The sequence below is a fragment of the Streptosporangium sp. NPDC087985 genome (genome assembly GCF_044741965.1).
GTDB lineage: Bacteria > Actinomycetota > Actinomycetes > Streptosporangiales > Streptosporangiaceae > Streptosporangium.
Genome location: NZ_JBIUTQ010000023.1, coordinates 23,438 through 41,782, shown reverse-complemented (window position 1 = coordinate 41,782; position 18,345 = coordinate 23,438). Strand labels below are relative to the sequence as shown.

Below are 18,345 nucleotides of genomic sequence, written 5' to 3'. Positions count from 1 at the left end.
TCGCGGACCGGGCACCGCTCTGCTGAGAGGGGGGTCCGTTCTGGTTGGTCTGGCCGCAGCCATCCCAGCGCCCCGGATCGGGTTCGTCAACCAGGCCCGGAGGCCACCGCCGCACTGAACAGGCATTGTGCGATAAATCCCGTAATTCACCGCAAACTGTGAATTTCACATTTGACCAATATATTGACGGCTTCGCCTGGAAGGCGTCAAATTCCTCTCAGCCCCACCATTACCGGCGAGTCTCTCCGCCCAGCCCCTTCACCATCGCCTGCGCGCGGCGTGCGTGAACGTGCTGACGAGGCTCGCATCCAGGCAATTCGACGGACCATGATCACCCCCCCGAAGAACTCATGGCCGTCGCTCAGCAGAAGGAGCACCGCGTGAAACGCTCTGTCGCGTTTGCGCTAGTGACCACGGTGACAAGCATGGTCGTGGCACTGTCCACCGCATCGGCGGGAGCCGCAGGACTGACCGTCCTCGCCCCGCCGACGGCACCCCCCGACTCCCCCGCGCAGTCCGCGGACCGCCTCGTCGAAGCCAGACCGGCCCCCCTCCGAGCTTCGGCCAAGGATCGTTTCCTGCGCCACGGCTCCGTCGCAGGCAAGGGGGGACTCAACTACGTCTCCTACGCCCGCACCTACGCCGGTCTGCCGGTCTACGGCGGCGACTTCGTCGTCGTCACCAATGCCAGCGGCGGCGTGCTGAGCACGTCGATCGCCCAGACCGAACCCCTGAGCGTCGCCACCACCCCGAAGATCGAGGCGCAACGGGCCGCGGAGATCGCCAAGGCCGAGATCACCGATGTCGCCGAGGTGTCCGAACCGAAGCTGTCGGTGATGGCCGAAGGCTCCGGGCAGCTCGCCTACGAGGTCGTCGTGAGCGGCACGGACAACGGGCACGAGAGCAAGCTCCACGTCTTCGTCGACGCCCAGACCGGCGAGATCGCCGAGAAGTCCGACGAGGTCAAGGAGGGCCAGGGCTCCAGCTACTACCACGGCCCGGTCACCATCGGCACCACCCTGTCCGGCTCGACCTACTCCATGACGGACCCGGGCCGGCCGGGCATCCGCTGCGGCGGCCAGGGCGGCACCGCCTACACCAAGGCGACCGACTCCTGGGGCAACGGCACGGGCACCAACCTGGAGACCGCCTGCGTCGACGTGCTCCACGCGGTGGGCAAGGAATGGGACATGCTGAGCGCGTGGCTCGGCCGCAACGGCATCAACGGCACCGGCGGCGGCTTCCCCGCCCGGGTCGGCCTTGCCGACGTCAACGCCTACTGGAACGGCAGCTACACCAACTTCGGCCACTCGCAGGACAACCTGCGCCAGGCGACCCCGATCGACGTGGTGGCCCACGAGTTCGGCCATGCCATCTTCCAGAACACGCCCGGCGGCTCGACCGGCAGCAACGAGAAGGGCGGGCTCAACGAGTCCACCGGTGACATCTTCGGCGCGCTGACCGAGTTCTACGCCAACGAGCCGGCCCAGTACGACTCTCCGGACTTCAGCGTGGGCGAGGGGGTCAACCTCGTCGGCAAGGGACCGATCCGCTACATGCACAAGCCGTCGCTGATCTCGGGCCACCCCGACTGCTACTCCTCCTCGGTACCGAACCTGGAGGTGCACGCGGGGGCCGGCGTCCAGAACCACTGGTTCTACCTGCTGGCCGAGGGCACGAACCCGACCGACGGCCAGCCGGTCAGCCCGACCTGCGACAGCTCCACCCTCACCGGGGTCGGCATCCAGAAGGCCGGACAGATCTTCATGGGCGCGCTGCAGCGCAAGACCTCGACCTGGACCCACCAGCTCGTCCGCAAGGCCTCGCTGGAGGCGGCGATCCAGCTGTTCCCCGGCTCCTGCGCCGAATTCAACACGACCAAGGCCGCCTGGAACGCGGTCAACGTCCCGGCGGCGTCGGGCGAGCCCACCACGTGCACGGCGGGCAACGACTTCTCACTGACGCTCAACCCCGCATCGGCGAGCGTGCAGCCCGGCCAGCAGGCGACCGCCACCGTCGCCACGCAGACCACCTCGGGCAGCGCGCAGAGCGTGACGTTCTCGGCATCCGGCCTGCCCTCGGGCGCGACCGCCTCCTTCAGCCCGGCCTCGGTGACCTCCGGCGCCTCCTCCACCATGACGATCTCAGTCCCGGCGAACACCGCGTCCGGCTCGTACAGCGTGATCGTCACCGGCACCGGCACCAGCGTCGGCAGGACGGCCACGTTCACGCTCACGGTCGGCTCCGCGAGCAACGTCGTCTTCAGCGACACCTTCGAGACCAACCTCGGCTGGACCACGAACCCGAGCGGCACCGACACCGCCACCTCTGGATTCTGGGAGCGAGGCGTCCCCCAGGCGACCAGTTCCTCGGGGGTCCCCCTCCAGCTCGGCACCACCGTCAGCGGGACCAACGACCTGGTCACCGGCCGCCTGGCGGGCGCCGCCGCGGGCGACTACGACGTCGACGACGGCGTGACGAGCATCCGCTCACCTGAGATCGCGCTTCCCTCCGGCACGCTGACGCTGACGTTCTCCTGGTATCTCGCCCATCTGAACAACGCCAGCAGCAGCGACTACTTCCGGGTCCGCGTGGTGTCCGGCACGACGAGCACCGTGGTGTTCCAGCAGCTCGGCGCCGCCTCCAACCGAGCCGGAGCCTGGCAGACCGCGACGGTCAACCTGTCCTCCTACGCCGGGCAGACCATCCGCCTGCTGATCGAGGCCGCCGACGCCTCGACAGCGAGCCTCATCGAGGCCGGGGTCGACGACGTGAAGATCACCAAGTCCTGACCCCCCGTCCCGAGGGCGGCTCCGGCTCACCCGGTGAGCCGGAGCCGCCCTCCCCACGTGGGCCCTCGACAGGGCGCGGTGTCGCGGAGGGCTACGCGCGCCCGGCGGACCTGACGACCGTGACGCCGCCGGGCGGGACGGTCGCCGACCCGGCGTACTCGGCGCCGTCGAACACCCCGGTTCCGCTCATGCCGGGGACCGTGACCGGTTGATCGCCGTGGTTGATGAGGAAGACGTAGTCGCCGCGCCGTACCAGTTCGAGGGTGTCGGGCAGGTCGCGGGGGCGGGACACGCCCGCCCGGTCCAGGACCGGGCCAAGGATCCCGCGCAGGCCGCGGCCGGCATCCGCGTCCGTGTCACGGTCCGGGTCCAGGGCCGTCGCCACATACCACGCCGTGCCCGCGCCCAGGCCGTGGCAGGTCACGGCGGGATGGGCCGCGTCGGGGCCCCCGGCGAAGTTCCGTACGGCGCGCGCGCCCGCGAGGCGGACGCGTTCCGACCAGATCCGGCCGGTCAGGCCCTCGCCGTCCAGCGGGACGCTCTCGTTCTCGCGCAGCGGGTGGAACTCCTCCACCGACAGGCCCAGCACCTCACGCAGCACTCCCGGATAGGGGCCGGGGTGGATGGTGTCGTCGGCGTCGACGATGCCGGAGAAGTAGGAGACGACCAGGTGACCCCCGGTCTCGACGTACCGGTGCAGGTTCTTGGCCGACTCCTCGGTGAGCAGGTAGGAGCTCGGCACAACGACCAGCCTGTACCGCGAGATGTCGGCTGAGGGATGGACGAAGTCGACGGTGACGTGCTCCCGCCAGAGCGCCTCGTAGAAGGCTTCCATCCGCTCGCGGAATCTCAGGTCCACCGACGGCCGCCACTCCAGCTCCAGCGCCCAGTAGGACTCCCAGTCCCAGACGAGGGCGACCTCGGCCTCGACGCGGGAACCCCGGACTCCCGCCAGCCTGCCGAGGTCCGCGCCGAGGTCCACCACGTCGCGCCAGAGATCGGAGTCGGTCCCCGCGTGCGGCAGCATCGCCGAGTGGAACTTCTCGGCACCGTAGCGGGAGGCGCGCCACTGGAAGAACAGCACCGAGTCCGACCCCCGGGCGACGTGGGCGAGGCTGTTGCGCCGCATCTCCCCCGGCCGCTTGGCGAGGTTGCGCGGCTGCCAGTTGACGGCGCCGGTCGAATGCTCCATGAGCATCCACGGCGCGCCGCCCGCCACCGAGCGGGTGAGATCGGCCGCCATCGCCAGTTCGATGTGACTGTCGGCCCGTCCGGCGTCGAGGTAGTGGTCGTTGGAGACGACGTCCACCTCGCCCGCCCACCGCCAGTAGTCCATCGGCTTGCAGTTGGGGATCATGAAGTTGGTGGTGACCGGCAGGTCGCTGAAGCGGCGGATGACGTCACGCTCGCGGCGGAAGTTGGCGAGGTGGGCGTCGACCGAGAACCGCATGAAGTCGAGCTGGAGGCCCGTGAGCTGACCGGCGGGTGCGATCCGGGGAGGCTCCACCTCGTCGAAGGAGCCGTACGTCAACCCCCAGAAGATCGTCCCCCACGCCGCGTTCAGAGCGGCCACGTCACCGTGGCGCTCCCTCAGCCAGTCGCGGAACGCCCCGGCCGAGGTCTCGCAGTAGCAGTGCGGGTTGGCCCAGCCGTACTCGTTGTGCACGTGCCACATGGCGACCGCCGGATGCCCGGCGTACCGGGCGGCCAGCCGCTCGGCGATCCGCGCGGAGGCCGCGGCGTACTCGGGGGAGCTGGGGCAGAAGCTGTGCCGGGAGCCGCCCGCGATCACATGCCCCTCCCGGTCGACAAGGCGGCTGCCGGGGTGGCGCCTCCTGAACCACACCGGCGGCGAGGAGGTCGGAGTCGCCAGGTCGGCCCTGATGCCCGAGGCGTGCAGCAGGTCCAGGACGCGGTCCAGCCCGCCGAAGTCGTACACGCCCTCGGCGGGTTCGAGCAGGGACCAGTTGAAGATACCGAGGCTGACCAGGTTCACACCCGCTTCACGCATGAGCCGGACGTCGTCGTGCCAGACCTCCTCCGGCCACTGCTCGGGGTTGTAGTCCCCGCCGTACGCGATGCCCTCGGGCAGGACGGGATATCCAGGCAACAGCTCCCCCTCGAATTGTCTCTGTGAACGTGCACAGTAATCCAACGCCGCCTCCGTGGGAAGAAGCCGCCATTTGAGCAGCAGCTCAAGGCCGCCGCTAACGAGAAAGTAACGGGCATTGACAGCAAGGTGGGCGGGATTTCAGTCTGTGAACGTTCCCAGAAATCCAGAAATGCACAGCGCCAGACCCGGATACTCTCTCCCACCCCCCGCACGGAGGAACGTATGCGCACAAACCGGCTCGCAGTGGCAGCGGCCACAGTCCTCGCCGCCACCCTGGCCGCCGGATGCTCCGGCGGTTCCCCGGCGCCGGCCGCCCCGGCCGCGCAGAGCGCGGCCCCTGCGGAACAGGTCAAGCTCACCTTCTGGACCTGGGCTCCCGGCATGGACAAGATCGCCGCCGTGTGGAACCAAGCGCACCCGGACATCCAGGTCACCGTCAGCAAACAGGCCGGCGGCGACGACGCCGCGGCCAAGTTCCTGACCGCCGCCAAGGCCGGAAACCCGCCGGACGTGGTGCAGGCCGAGTACCAGCACCTGCCGTCCTTCATCGCCGCCGACGCCGTGGCCGACATCTCGGCCGAGACCGCCTCCATCAAGGGCGAGTTCGGCGAGGGCGTCTGGACACTCGTCACCCTCGGCACCGACGCCGTCTACGGCATCCCGCAGGACAGCGGCCCGATGATGCTCTACTACCGGACCGACCTGTTCAAGAAGTACGGCATCGAGGTCCCCAGGACCTGGGACGACTACGCCAAGGCCGCCCGGACGGTGCACGAGAAGGATCCCAAGGTCCATCTCGGCACCTTCTCCAGCAAGGACCCCGGCTCCTTCACCGGCCTCGCCCAGCAGGCCGGCGCCCAGTGGTGGTCCATCGACGGCGAGGCGTGGAAGGTCGGCATCGCCGACGACGCGACCAAGAAGGTCGCCGACTACTGGGGCGGGCTGGTCAAGGAGGGCGTCATCGACGACCAGCCGTACTTCACTCCCGAGTGGAACAAGGCCCTCAACGACGGCAAGCTGCTGACCTGGCCATCCGCCATCTGGGCCCCCGGCGTGCTGTCGAGCAACTCGCCCAAGGCCAAGGGCAGATGGGCCATCGCCCCGCTGCCGCAGTGGAACGAGGGGGAGAACTACAGCGGCTTCTGGGGTGGCTCGTCCACCGCGATCGCGGCCGGCTCCAAGCACAAGGCCGCCGCGACGCAGTTCTCCACCTGGCTGAACACCGATCCACAGGCCCTCGATCTGCTGATCAAGGAGGCTTTCGTCTATCCGGCGTCCATCAAGGGCCAGGCCCAGCTCACCACCGCCCCCGAGTACTTCGCCGGCCAGCCCGACTTCTGGCAGCAGGCCTCGGCCATCGCGGCCGGTGCCCGCGGCTTCGCCTTCGGCCCCAACGTGAGCGTGACCTACAACGCGTTCAAGGACGCCTTCGACAAGGCGCTGCAGAACGGGACACCGTTCTCCGCGGCGGTCCAGTCCATGCATGACACCACGGTGGCCGACATGCGGAAGTCCGGATTCACGCTGATCCCGTGATGCGCACCCCTTCCAGGGACGCCCGCAGCGGCGTCCCGTACCTCTTCCTCGCACCGGCCCTGCTGCTGTTCGCGCTGTTCACGGCCCTGCCCATCGGATACACGATCTACCTGTCGCTGCTCCGCACGAAGGTCTCGGGCCTCGGTCTCGGCAAGGGTGCCCGGCGGGAGATCTTCGTCGGCCTGGACAACTACGCCGCGGCGCTGGCCGACGGCGAGCTGTGGGCCGGGTGGCTGCGCGTCCTCGGGTACGGCGCACTGGTGCTGGGCGTCATGCTCGGCCTGGCCCTGCTGTTCGCACTGCTGCTGGACTCGGCGCGGGTGCGGCTGGCACGATTCTCCCGGATCGCCATCTTCCTGCCGTACGCGGTGCCCGGCGTGGCCGCCACGCTGGTGTGGGGATTCCTCTACGTGCCGAGCCTGAGTCCGGTCAACGACCTCCTGTCGGCCCTCGGCGCCGAGGTGAACCTGCTCGGCGCGGGCACCGTGACGTTCTCCATGGCCAACATCGCCGTGTGGGGCGGGGTGGGATTCAACATGCTGGTGCTCTACACCACGCTGCGCGCGGTCCCCCGCGAGTACTACGAGGCCGCCAGGATGGACGGCGCGACCGAGCTGCGGCTCGCCCTGTGGATCAAGATTCCGATCCTCCGTCCCGCCCTCGTCCTGACCACGGTCTTCTCGATCATCGCGACGGTCCAGGTGTTCACCGAGCCCACCACCCTCCGCCCGCTGACCAACACGATCAGCTCGACCTGGAGCCCGCTGATGAAGGTGTATCGGGACGCGTTCGTCACCGGCGACCTCTACTCGGCGGCGGCCACCTCGATCGTCATCGCGGCCGTCTCCCTGGTGCTGTCGTTCGGATTCCTGCGGGTGGTCAAGAACCACGCCTTCGGAGAGAGCCGATGACCGCCTCCGTCCCGGCCGCACGGACCGGCCACCGCACCGGGCGGCGCGGACGCCGGCCTTCCGGGATCGTCTCGACCACGATCCTGCTGGGCGGCGCGCTGTACTGCCTGTTCCCCGTGAGCTGGGTGCTGATCGCCGCCACCAAGTCCCGAGGCGAGCTGTTCTCCACCTCCACCCTCGCGGTCGGCATCGGCCTCTTCGAGAACCTCGCCGAGCTGGCCGCCTACCGGGACGGGGTGTTCTGGCTCTGGCTGCTGAACACGCTGCTCTACGCGGGCGGCGGTGCGCTGCTGTCCACGGCGGTCGCCGCGGTGTCCGGCTACACCCTGGCCAAGTATCGCTTCCGCGGCAGAAATCTGATCTTCAACCTGCTCATCGGCGGCATCCTGGTGCCCTCGGTGGTACTGGCGATCCCGCAGTACCTCCTGATGTCAAAGATCGGGCTGGCCGACACCTACTGGGCGGTCCTGCTTCCGCAGATCCTCCACCCGTACAGCATCTACCTGGCCCGCATCTACGCCGACGCCGCCATCCCCGACTCCCTGCTGGAGGCCGGAAGGATCGACGGCGCGGAAGATGGGACGTTGCTGCGCCGGGTCGCGCTGCCGCTGATGCTGCCGGGGCTGGTGACCATCTTCCTGTTCCAGTTCGTCGCGATCTGGAACAATTTTCTGCTGCCGTTCATCATGCTGGGCGACGACGGCAAGTTCCCCCTCACGGTCGGCCTGTACACGCTGCTCGCGGCCGGGGCCAACCAGCCGTCGCTGTACAACCTGATCATCACCGGCGCTCTGGTCTCGATCGTCCCCCTGGTCGCGCTCTTCCTGACGATGCAGCGCTACTGGCGGACCGACCTCTCCAGCGGAGCCGTGAAAAACTAGCGAGGGGACGGACCGGCGGTCGGCGGCCCGCGGAGCGAGAGGACAGTGCGAGCATGGCGAAGCGTCCGACCATTCACGACGTCGCGGCCGTGGCGGGGGTCTCCAGGGGGACGGTGTCCCGCGTGCTCAACGACGACCGCTACGTCAGTCCCGCGGCGCACGCCGCCGTCAGACGGGCCATCGCCGAGACCGGATACGTGGTCAACCGTACGGCTCGCAGCCTGGTCACCCAGCGGACCGGCTCGGTGGTGATGGTCCTGTCCGAACCCCAGGAGAAGCTGTTCGAGGACCCCAACTACAGCGTCCTGCTGCGGACCGCCACCCGCAGACTCGCCGAACGGGACGTGTCACTGGTGATGATGACCGCCGGGAACGCGGGCGACCGGGAACGGGTGGTGCGCTATCTGCGCGGTGGCCATGCCGACGGGGTGCTGTTCGCCTCCACGCATGCCGACGACCCCCTGGTCGACGCGCTGGAGGGCATCCCCGTGGCCGCCGTGGCCTGCGGCGCGATCCTCGGCAGGGAGAACGTGATCCCCTACGCCGGCGCCGACGACCGCGAGGGGGCCAGGCAGATGACGCGCTACCTGGTCGAGCAGGGCCGCAGGCGGATCGCCACCATCACCGGCCCGCTCGACACGCCGGGCGGCGTGCGGCGGCTGGAGGGCTTCACCGACGTGCTCGGCAGGAAGGCCTCCAGGAAGCTCATCGAGCACGGCGACTACACCCAGCTCGGCGGGGCGAACGCGATGGCCCGCCTGCTGGAGCGCGTCCCGGACCTCGACGCGGTCTTCGTGGCGTCGGATCTGATGGCCGCCGGCGCACTGGCCACCCTGCGCGCGGCCGGGCGGACGGTGCCCGGCGCCGTCGCGGTCGGCGGCTTCGACGACTCGGCAGTGGCGCTGTCCACCCACCCTCCGCTCACCACCATCCGGCAGCCACTGGAGCGGGTCGCCGAGGAGACGGTCCGGCTGCTGCTCGACCTGATCGACGGCGCCGACCGCGTGGAGCCGGTGACACTGCCGACGACCCTCATCGTCCGCGAGTCCGCCTGAACCACGCGCCACAGCCGCCGCCGATCATCCGGCGGCGGGCTTCTGGTACGGGTAGACGTGCTCCAGCTCGTGACCGGGCGGCAGAACGCAGCGGCGGTCGAGCTCCGTGTGCGGGCACCGGGGCGCGTCGCTGCGGCGCGGTAGCTCCTGCTCCTCGCCCTCGGGGCCAACCTCATCGGGGTTGTCGGTCATGGGCGCGTGTCCTCCTGTGACGTGTGGACGGTGACGTGCGGCATCCGCGGCGGAACGCTCCAGCCCGGGGGGGTCGGGGCGGGTGTGACGGCGGGACTGATCGACGATCGGCCGTCCATGCGATGCAGCAATCTATCCTCGCGAGTTCCGACTGCCCAGAACCAATGATTTGACGCTGTCCAGGCTGGCACCTGTCAGAGATCGACATTATGTCCTGAATGCGAGGTAAGCGGTCTGCCTGGGGAGCTTTTCTCCGCCCGATCCCGGAAACCTCGGACTGCGATCACCCGTCCGCCGCCGTGGCCACCCCACTTCATGACGACTAATGCGACGTTCCTCATTGGAAGCACAGATCCCCACTGGCCCGGGACGCCGAGGGCGGGGAAGACCGCCCCCACCACCTCGGGTTTTGACCGCGTGTTCGCGACCTCCATTAAGGAACGCAGCACTAGGCGTCCAGGAACTCGTCGATCATCGGGGCCAGCCACTCGGCCCGCTGCGGGATCGAGGTGTGCGTGGTGCCCGGCAGGATCGCCAGCTGGCACTGTGGCAGCCCGGTCAGGTCGCCCGGCACCCCGCCGCCGAGCAGCTTGAACATCTCCACCGCGTGCTCCGGCCGGACGATGTCCGAATCGCCCAGCACGATCATCACGGGCGCGGCGACTGCCCGGATCCGGTCGGCGGACCACTGCGGCAGGTCGCCGTCGAGCTGTTTCACCCTGGCCACCAGGGTGGCGAAACCTGCCGGGTCCGGGGCGGTGCGCACGTACTCCTCGTGGAACTCCGAGCCGTGCAGGTGCTCCGGCCGAAGGTCCTGGATGCCGTCCAGCAGGCCTGGGTACAGGCCGCCCTCGTCGAAGCTCACCGACGCCAGGACGAGCCGGCCGACCCGGTCGGCGTGGTCGGTGCCGAGCCGCAGCCCGACCGCCGCGCCCATACTCCAGCCGAACACGTCCGCCCGCTCGATACCGAGGTGGTCGAGCAGCGCCACCACGTCGGCGGCGAGGTCCTCCACGGTCAGATTGCGGTCGATGTCCGCGGTGTGCCCGTGCGCCTGCAGTTCCACCGCGAGCACTCGGCGGGTCTTCGCCAGGCACGGCAGGATCGTGCCGAACGACGTGCCGATCCCGGACAGCGCCCCGTGGACCAGGACGACCGGCCGGCCGGCGCCGGTGCCGTGCTCCTCGTAGTACATGTCCAGGCCGTTGACGGGTGCGTAGCTCATGACCGTGATCCCTTCTCGAACTCGCTGACACCCACACCGTGCGCCGCCCCGCTTACGGTCGGCTTCCGGCCGGCTTACGGCTTGTAGGGTGGCCCGCATGCGGTTCGGCGTCCTGGGTCCGCTCGCCGTCACCACCGACACCGGCGAGCCGGTAACCGTGCCCGGCGTCAAGGTCCGCGCGCTCCTCGCCGACCTGCTCGCCAATCGCAACCGGGTGGTCTCGGCAGACCGGCTGATCGACGACCTCTGGGGTGACGACCCGCCGGCGAACGCAGCCGGCGCCCTGCAGGTCCGGGTCTCCCAGCTCCGCAAGGCGCTCAACGACGCCGAATCCGGCGCCCGCGACCTGGTCGAGTCCCGCCCGCCCGGTTACCTCCTGCGAGCGACCGCCGACGCGGACCGCTTCACCGAACTGGCTGCGGCCGGGGACCTGGTCCACATGACTGAGGCGCTCGGGCTGTGGCGCGGCGAGCCGTACGCGGACTTCGCCGACGAGGAGTACGTCCGAGCCGAGGCCATCCGGCTGGCCGAGCAGCGCCTCGTCGTGCTCGAACGCCTCGCCGACGCCCGCCTGGCCCGCGGCGAACACGACCTGGTCGCCGCCGACCTGGCCGACCTGGTCGCCCGGCACCCGCTCCGCGAGGGCCTGCGCGCCCTGCACCTGCGCGCCCTGTACGCGGCCGGCCGCCAGACCGAGGCCCTGGAGAGTTACGCCGACCTGCGCGACCGCCTCGCCGACGAACTCGGCCTTGACCCCGGCCCGGAACTGGTCGCCCTGCACCGGCGGATCCTGGCGCAGGACGCCGGCCTGACCGGACCACCCCGGGCGGCCCGGATCCGCAACAGCATCCCGGCCCGCCTGAACGAGCTGGTCGGCCGGGCCGAGGCGCTCACCGAACTGCGCACGCTGATCCCGGAGCAGCGACTGGTCACGCTCACCGGCCCCGGCGGCGTCGGCAAGACCCGGCTGGCCACCGAGGCGGCCCGCGAACAGGCGTACCCGGACGGCGTCCACCTGGTCGAACTCGCCGCGCTCCCGCCCGGCGATCCCGGCGTCGCCGACCGGATCCTCGCCACCCTGGACATCCACGAGGCGGCCGGCGCCAGCGTCCCGGCCACCGACCGGCTGCTCGCCGCGGTCCGGCAACGGCGGCTGCTCCTCGTGCTGGACAACTGTGAACATGTCATCGAGCCGGCCGCCGGCCTGGTGGCCCGGCTGCTGCGGGACACTCCCGGCGTCACCGTGCTGGCGACCAGCCGGGAACCACTCGGCCTCACCGGCGAACTGGTGTGGGAGGTGCCGCCGCTGGCCGTGCCGGATGACGACCGCGACCCGGACGCGGTCCGCCGGTCCGCCGCGGCCCGGCTGTTCGCCGCCCGCGCCGCCGCCCAGCAGCGCGGCTTCCGGCTGGACGACCGCACCGCGCCGGCCGTCGCGCAGCTCTGCCGCCGCCTGGACGGCCTGCCGCTGGCCCTGGAACTGGCCGCGACCCGGGTCCGCGCGCTCGGCGTCGCCGGCGTGGTGGAGCGCCTCGACGACCGGTTCAAGCTGCTCGCCACCCAGCAGCGGGACATGCCGGCCCGGCAGCGCACCCTGGCTGCGGTGATCGGCTGGAGCTGGGACCTGCTCGACGACGCGGACCGCGAGATCCTGGCCCGGCTCGCGGTGTTCAGCGACGGCTGCACTATGAACGCGGCCGAGGCGGTCTGCGACGCCGATTTCGATGTGCTGGCCCGGCTGGTCGACCGGTCCCTGGTGGTCATGGACGACACCGGGGCCGGCCCGCGCTACCGGCTGCTCGAGTCGGTCGCCGCGTTCTGCCTCGACCGTCTTGAGACCGACCGTCCAGGAGATGCGGCCGCGGTCCGCGCCCGGCACGCCGCGTACTTCACCGGCCTGGCCGAACGCGCCGACCCCGAGCTGCGCGGCCCCGCCCAGGCCGAGTGGTTGTTCAGACTGGACACCGAGAACGCCAACCTGCGGTCGGCGCTCGCGCACGGCGGCGGGCTGCGCCTTGCCAACGCGCTGACCTGGTACTGGTTCCTGCGCGGCCGATTCACCGAGGCCCGCCATGCTCTGACGCTCGATGGCGACATGTCCGCACAGGCCCGGGCCGCGGCCTGGCGGGTAGGGTTCGCGCTGCTGCAGGGCGACCAGATGGAAACCGCGGACATCTCCGCGTACGACGACAGCCGCGGCACCTGGTTCGTGGCCGCCGCGCTGATCGACCGCAGCAAACTGGCCCTGGCGGCCGAGCTGCTGTCCGCCGCTGGAGAATCCGCCGACCGGTGGACCGAGGCGGCCGTGCTGAGCAGCCGGGCCAAACTGGCGCACGCCGACGGTGACCTGGCCGCCCTCGGGCGGGACGGCACCCGCTGCGCGGAGATCTTCGCCGAGCTGGGTGACCGCTGGGGCAGGCTGCGGGCCAGCGACTGGGTGGGTGGCCTGGCCGAGCTGACCGGGGAGTACGACCGGGCCGCCGCACTGCACCGCGAAGGCCTGGGCTGGGCCGAGGAGTTGTCGCTGTGGCCCGAGGTGAGCAGCAAACTGTCCTGGCTGGCCTGGCTCGCGGTGCAGACCCGCGACTACGTGCAGGCCCGGAAGCTGGCGGAGCGGGCATACAAGCTGGCGGGCGAGCAGGACTCGGTGGGCGCCGTGGTGTTCGCCGAGCTGAGCCTTGGCTTCGCCGCCCGCCGTGACGGCAAACTGGACGTCGCCACCACTCACCTCGAGCACTTGGCGGAGCTGGCCCGCCGGGACGCGCCGCCGGCGCTGTTCCTGCCGATGGTGCTGGTCGAGCTGGGGTACGCGGCAGAACAGGGCGGCGACCCGGCGACCGGGCTGGCCCGGCACGTCGAGGCGTTCGACGTGGCGCAGGCGATGGGTGCCCCGCGGGACGCGATCGGCGCGCTCGAAGGCATCGCATCGGCCGCCGCCTACTCCGTGCCGGAGGTCGCCGCCCGGTTGCTCGGCGCCGCGGCCGCCGCCCGGCGGGCCGCCGAGTTCGCCGCCGCGCCCGCCGAGCGGGACGAACTGGACCGGATCACCGGCCGCCTGATCGCCGCGCTCGGCCGGGAGCGGTTCGACGCGCTGGTCGCCGCCGGACGCGACCTGAGCCCGGGCGAGGGCCGGGCTCTGGTCTGATCGGGGTCTACTGCGCCCGGCGGTATGACGCGATGATCACGCCGCTCTTCATCACCTTGGTGTCGGCCAGCGCCAGCGTCGCCTTCACGTCGGCCAGCGGCGTGGTCACCGTGTCCCCACCGACGAACACCGGGTGGATCCAGAACCGGGCCTCGTCCAGCAGGCCGGCCTTGAGCAGGGTGTGCGCGACCGGGCCGTACCCGTACATCAGGATGTCCTTGCCGTCCTGGGCCTTGAGCTTCGTGACCTCCTCGACCAGATCGCCCTTCAGAACCGTGGTGTTGTTCCACTCCGGGTCGGTCAGGGTGGTCGAGGCGACGTACTTGCGGATGCTGTTCATCTCAGCGGCGCCGCTGTCCTCGGTCTCCTCCACCTGCGGCCACGCGGTGGCGAAACCCTCGTAGGTGCGGCGCCCCATCAGTAGAGCGTCCGCGGCCCGCATCTGCTCGCCGGCGTACGCGGCGGCCTCGTCGTCGAAGAACGGCGTGGTCCACTCCGGGTTCTCGATGACACCGTCGAGGGTGATGTAGGTCGAGGCGATGACCTTGCGCATGGCTTCCTCCTGGGGCGTGTGCTCGCTGGTTACGGCCTGAACTCTGCCAATCCGCGCTTACGGTTTGCTTCAGGTGCCCTTACCTCCCCCCGCATGACCGCGAGCTGCTGCTGGATTGTGTCGCTACTCCGATCTGCGGCGGACTGCTGAGTAGACGCCGCATGCCAACCACGTGCCCGCCCGTCCCGATCACGAGCCGTCGATAGAGACCGCCGGCCAGGCCGGGAAAGGCGGCTCGACTTTCGGCGCGTAACCGTGATCGACCCGGACTGACGTGTTCGAGGCGAAAGATCAGGGCGTAGGACGAGAAACGATGCCACCCCTCGAGGACCAGCTCACGTCCCGGGACCGCAGCGACCACCCGAAAACCGGGAAACGGTGAATCTTCGTCGTGAAGCCTCCACGTGAACGCCCTAGCGCGACGTTCCTCTTCGGAAGCACAGATCCCCACTGGCCCGGGACGCCGAGGGCGTGGAAGACCGCCCCCACCACCTCGGGTTTTGACCGCGTGTTCGCGACCTCCATTAAGGAACGCAGCACTAATGACCCATAACACCGCGATAGGGGTTTTTTGCCACATCCCTTGGAGCCGTCCGGCCAATACCTTGACAGCAACCCCCCACAAGGAGTGTTCATGTTCAGTCGAGGTTCCCTCCTGGCCGGCGCCGCCACCGTGGCGCTGTTCCTGGCCGCCAGCGCGACGCCCGCAGGCGCCGCGCCCGCTCCCTTCGAGATCAGCTCCCCATCCCCCGCCGTCCTCGAAGCCATGCAGCGCGACCTCGGTCTCACCTCACAGCAGGCCATCACCCGGCTGGCCAACGAGGAACGCGCGATGACCACCGAATCCGCCCTGAGCGCCAAACTCGGCAGCACGTACGCCGGCGCCTGGCTCAACGGCGACGCCTCCCAGCTCATGGTCGCCACCAGCGACGCCGCCACAGCCGACGCCATCAGGGCCAAGGGCGCCCAGCCCGTGATCGTCAGCCGGACCCTGGACCAGCTCAACGCGATCAAGGACAGGCTCGACCAGGCGCCGGCCGAGGCGAAGACCGGCGCGTCCCTCTGGTACGTCGACGCCCCGACCAACACCGTCGTGATCCTGGCCGCCCAGCCGGCCGCGACCGCCGCCCTCGTCGCCGCCGCCGGCGCGGACAGGAACGCGGTCCGCGTGGTGGCCTCCAACGAGCAGCCCCAGCCCCTCATCGACATCATCGGCGGCAACCCCTACTACATCGGCAGCTCCCGCTGCAGCGTCGGCTTCTCCATCACCAAGGGAAGCACCATCGGATTCGTCACCGCCGGCCACTGCCGCGTCGCCGCCAACACCACCAACCCGACCGGCACCTTCCAGGCCTACTCCTTCCCCGGTCACGACTACGCGTGGGTCGCCGCCGCGTCCGGAAACACCGTCAGGCCCTGGGTCAAGGGTTCCGGCGGCACCAACGTCGTCGTGAAGGGCTCCACCCAGGCCGTGGTCGGCGCCTCGATCTGCCGCTCCGGCTCCACCACCGGCTGGCGCTGCGGCCTCATCCAGCAGCACAACGCCAGCGTGACCTACTCGCAGGGCACAGTGACCGGGCTCACCCGCACCAGCGCCTGCGCCGAGCCGGGCGACTCCGGCGGCTCGTTCATCTCCGGCAGCCAGGCCCAGGGCGTGACCTCGGGCGGTTCCGGCAACTGCAGCTCGGGCGGCACGACGTACCACCAGCCGGTCAACCCGATCCTGTCCGCCTACGGGCTGACCCTGACGACCGGCTGATCGCTCTCCTCACCGCCCCGTCCTGACGAGTCACCGGCCCGTCAGGACGGGCACCCCCCAACGGCCGAGGAGAGCCGACCGGAAGGGTCCCCCCGCCCCTCCCAGCAGTAACCTCCGGCATCGAGCCCCTTTCGGAAGGTCCGCACGCGGCCCCTCCGGGAGGGGCTCGATCCATGAGGCCGGACGCACCCCTATCCCGCGGCGCAGCCGTACGCGAGGATCCCGGAGACAGGCCCGTGCCCGACCTTCCGCAGGCGGCTCAGAGCAGCGATTTCTCGAAACAGTGCGAACCCTCAAGCCTTTCGTAGGGCGGGAAGAGCGGTATGGGGACGTACCCCTCCCGCTCGTACACCCTCACGGCGTCCGGCTGGCGGTCTCCGGTGTGCAGGATGATCCGTGATCCGCCGAGCGCGCGGGCCGCGTCCTCGACCGCGTCCAGCAGCACGCGCGCCACACCCGCGCCTCGGTGGGACGGGGCCACGAACATCCGCTTGAGCTCCAGGTCGACGCCGAGCCTACGCAGCGCGGCATGACCGACCGGCAGATCCGGGCCCGCGTAAGCGACCCCGGTGTAGGCGACGGACTCGGGCTCGACGTTCATGCCACGGGGCAGGTAGTCCGGCTTCGCGGCGAACCGGTCGGCGTACCGGGCACTCATCTCCTCCTCCATCTTCTCGCGCAGCGCGACAGCCGCGGCGTCGTTCCAGCCGACGGACCTGACGACGATCATGTCGGTCCGATCCACCGATGCGGTCATGCGGAACCTCCGGTTCTCGGTTACGGCCATTGGAGAATTCTGGCAGCACCGAACCTGAAAGGCGGGTTCCGCCTCTAACGCCGATTTCCACGGATCGTAATTCACCCTGATCGCGGGCTTTCCGATCTTGCTGGACGGAGTCGGAAAGCCCTTGCTCGTATGAGATTCACCCCTCTGGTCTGATCGCGGCGACCCGGTGATCACTCTTACGGAGAGGACACTAGGAGCCCGCTCTTGTGAGCATCTGGGAGGTCACTGGTGAACCACTGGCAGGCGCGGCACCCGGGCGGCGGGCGGAGAGTACCGGGCCGTGGTTTTGGGAGTACCGGCCCCGAGGAAGGACCGGAGGATGACTCATTCCCGCATCAGGGTCTCGGTGGACGCGGCCGCGGAGCCGGAGCAGGTGTTCTCCGTACTGACCGACTGGCCGCGCCACGACGAGTGGATGGTCCTGACCCGCGCGCGCGTCACCGCCGGGGACGGCCGGAGCGCGGGAAGCCGCCTGGCGGCCTTCACCGGGATGGGCCTCCTCGGGTTCCTGGACACCATGGAGATCATCGAGTGGGATCCGCCCACGACCGTGGCGGTACGGCACACCGGGCGGCTGGTGCGCGGCACCGGGATCTTCCGCGTGCTGCCCCGTGAGGAGGGCGGCAGCACGATCGTCTGGGAGGAGGAGCTCGACCTGCCGTTCGGTCCGGCCGGGCGGCTCGGCTGGCCGCTGGTCAGGCCGGCGAACGAGGCACTGTTCCGGCTCTCGCTCCGCCGCCTGGCCGAACTCAGCGGCCGATGAGCTCGGCGGCCGACGAGATCAACCGTCGGTGAGATCAACCGTCGGTGAGATCAGCCGTCGGTGAGATCAGCGGCCGGTGAGGTCGCGGCTGGAGTCACGGGTGGCCGGCCGGTCCGGCTCGTCCCGGATGACCTCGCCGTGGATGACCGGCCCCGAGCCGGGACGCTGGTCGCGCATGACGTCGAAGGGTGAGCCCACGTCACCGAAGGGCGAGCCGAGGCCGGAGCCGGCCGTTTTCCGGGTGAGGTTCTCGATCCGGCGGGCGAGGAACCGGGCGCCGAGCCCGCGCACCAGCGGCTGGGTGAACGGCAGGAGGAACAGCAGCCCGACGATGTCCGTGAGAAAGCCCGGCACCGCCAGCAGCACCCCGCCCGCGACGGTCATGGCACCGCCGGGAGCACCCGGCTCGGGCATCCGGCCGGCCTGCATCGCGTCCTGGAGCTTGCGCCAGGCCTTGCGGCCCTCCCTGCGGACGACCAGGGCACCGAGGAGGCTGCCCGCGGCCAACAGGGCGACCGCGGGCCATACGCCGATGGCCTGACCGACCTGGACGAACACCAGGATCTCCAGGACGGGAACTACCAGGAAGGCGACGACCAGTAGAAGGCGCATCATTTCCTCAACTCACGCGAC

14 protein-coding genes are annotated in these 18,345 nt (G+C 70.1%); 8 read left to right on the top strand and 6 right to left on the bottom strand.

From position 1 onward, the window contains the following. Window positions 1-380: 380 nt before the first annotated feature. On the top strand, window positions 381-2,792 hold the full coding sequence (locus ACIN94_RS28770) for a M4 family metallopeptidase (RefSeq protein WP_400712605.1): 2,412 nt from the start codon (window positions 381-383) through the stop codon (window positions 2,790-2,792). A gap of 91 nt (window positions 2,793-2,883) precedes the next feature. On the opposite strand, the gene ACIN94_RS28765 is transcribed toward ACIN94_RS28770, so the two are convergent. After that, window positions 2,884-4,902: a beta-galactosidase gene (locus ACIN94_RS28765; protein ID WP_400712602.1), complete on the bottom strand. Its 2,019-nt coding sequence runs from the start codon at window positions 4,900-4,902 to the stop codon at window positions 2,884-2,886. A gap of 225 nt (window positions 4,903-5,127) precedes the next feature. Here ACIN94_RS28765 and ACIN94_RS28760 point away from each other — a divergent pair, with 225 nt between their 5' ends. From ACIN94_RS28760 to ACIN94_RS28745, 4 genes are read left to right on the top strand one after another with little or no spacing between them, the layout of a single operon-like run. Continuing rightward, window positions 5,128-6,441, top strand: a complete 1,314-nt coding sequence (locus tag ACIN94_RS28760) for an ABC transporter substrate-binding protein (RefSeq protein WP_400712599.1) — start codon at window positions 5,128-5,130, stop codon at window positions 6,439-6,441. Beyond that, entirely contained in the window at window positions 6,441-7,352 is a 912-nt protein-coding gene (locus ACIN94_RS28755) for a carbohydrate ABC transporter permease (RefSeq protein ID WP_400712736.1), read from the top strand. The genes ACIN94_RS28760 and ACIN94_RS28755 overlap by 1 nt, the downstream gene beginning before the upstream one ends. Next, window positions 7,349-8,233, top strand: coding sequence for a carbohydrate ABC transporter permease (locus ACIN94_RS28750; protein WP_400712596.1), 885 nt, complete (start codon window positions 7,349-7,351; stop codon window positions 8,231-8,233). Before ACIN94_RS28755 ends, ACIN94_RS28750 begins: the two co-directional genes overlap by 4 nt. A gap of 53 nt (window positions 8,234-8,286) precedes the next feature. Then, window positions 8,287-9,288, top strand: coding sequence for a LacI family DNA-binding transcriptional regulator (locus ACIN94_RS28745; protein WP_400712593.1), 1,002 nt, complete (start codon window positions 8,287-8,289; stop codon window positions 9,286-9,288). A 24-nt stretch (window positions 9,289-9,312) separates the two neighbouring features. Here the strand turns inward: ACIN94_RS28745 and ACIN94_RS28740 are convergent, their stop codons facing one another. Continuing rightward, a complete protein-coding gene (locus ACIN94_RS28740; protein ID WP_400712590.1) occupies window positions 9,313-9,480 on the bottom strand; it encodes a hypothetical protein in 168 nt (55 codons plus the stop codon). Between the two features lie 448 nt (window positions 9,481-9,928). Beyond that, window positions 9,929-10,705, bottom strand: a complete 777-nt coding sequence (locus ACIN94_RS28735) for an alpha/beta fold hydrolase (protein WP_400712587.1) — start codon at window positions 10,703-10,705, stop codon at window positions 9,929-9,931. Window positions 10,706-10,802: 97 nt separating this feature from the next. Here ACIN94_RS28735 and ACIN94_RS28730 point away from each other — a divergent pair, with 97 nt between their 5' ends. After that, on the top strand, window positions 10,803-13,850 hold the full coding sequence (locus tag ACIN94_RS28730; protein WP_400712584.1) for a BTAD domain-containing putative transcriptional regulator: 3,048 nt from the start codon (window positions 10,803-10,805) through the stop codon (window positions 13,848-13,850). A gap of 7 nt (window positions 13,851-13,857) precedes the next feature. Here ACIN94_RS28730 and ACIN94_RS28725 read toward each other — a convergent pair whose 3' ends face one another. Then, window positions 13,858-14,403, bottom strand: coding sequence for a dihydrofolate reductase family protein (locus ACIN94_RS28725; RefSeq protein ID WP_400712581.1), 546 nt, complete (start codon window positions 14,401-14,403; stop codon window positions 13,858-13,860). A 634-nt stretch (window positions 14,404-15,037) separates the two neighbouring features. Between ACIN94_RS28725 and ACIN94_RS28720 the strand changes: the two genes are divergently transcribed. Further along, window positions 15,038-16,162, top strand: coding sequence for a S1 family peptidase (locus ACIN94_RS28720; RefSeq protein ID WP_400712579.1), 1,125 nt, complete (start codon window positions 15,038-15,040; stop codon window positions 16,160-16,162). A 259-nt stretch (window positions 16,163-16,421) separates the two neighbouring features. Here ACIN94_RS28720 and ACIN94_RS28715 read toward each other — a convergent pair whose 3' ends face one another. Next, on the bottom strand, window positions 16,422-16,919 hold the full coding sequence (locus ACIN94_RS28715) for a GNAT family N-acetyltransferase (protein WP_400712577.1): 498 nt from the start codon (window positions 16,917-16,919) through the stop codon (window positions 16,422-16,424). 349 nt (window positions 16,920-17,268) lie between these two features. On the opposite strand from ACIN94_RS28715, the gene ACIN94_RS28710 reads away from it, so the two are divergent. Then, window positions 17,269-17,712 (top strand): SRPBCC family protein, encoded by a 444-nt coding sequence (locus tag ACIN94_RS28710; RefSeq protein ID WP_400712575.1) that lies wholly within the window; start codon window positions 17,269-17,271, stop codon window positions 17,710-17,712. 66 nt (window positions 17,713-17,778) lie between these two features. On the opposite strand, the gene ACIN94_RS28705 is transcribed toward ACIN94_RS28710, so the two are convergent. Next, a complete protein-coding gene (locus ACIN94_RS28705) occupies window positions 17,779-18,327 on the bottom strand; it encodes an FxsA family protein (protein ID WP_400712572.1) in 549 nt (182 codons plus the stop codon). Window positions 18,328-18,345 lie beyond the last annotated feature (18 nt).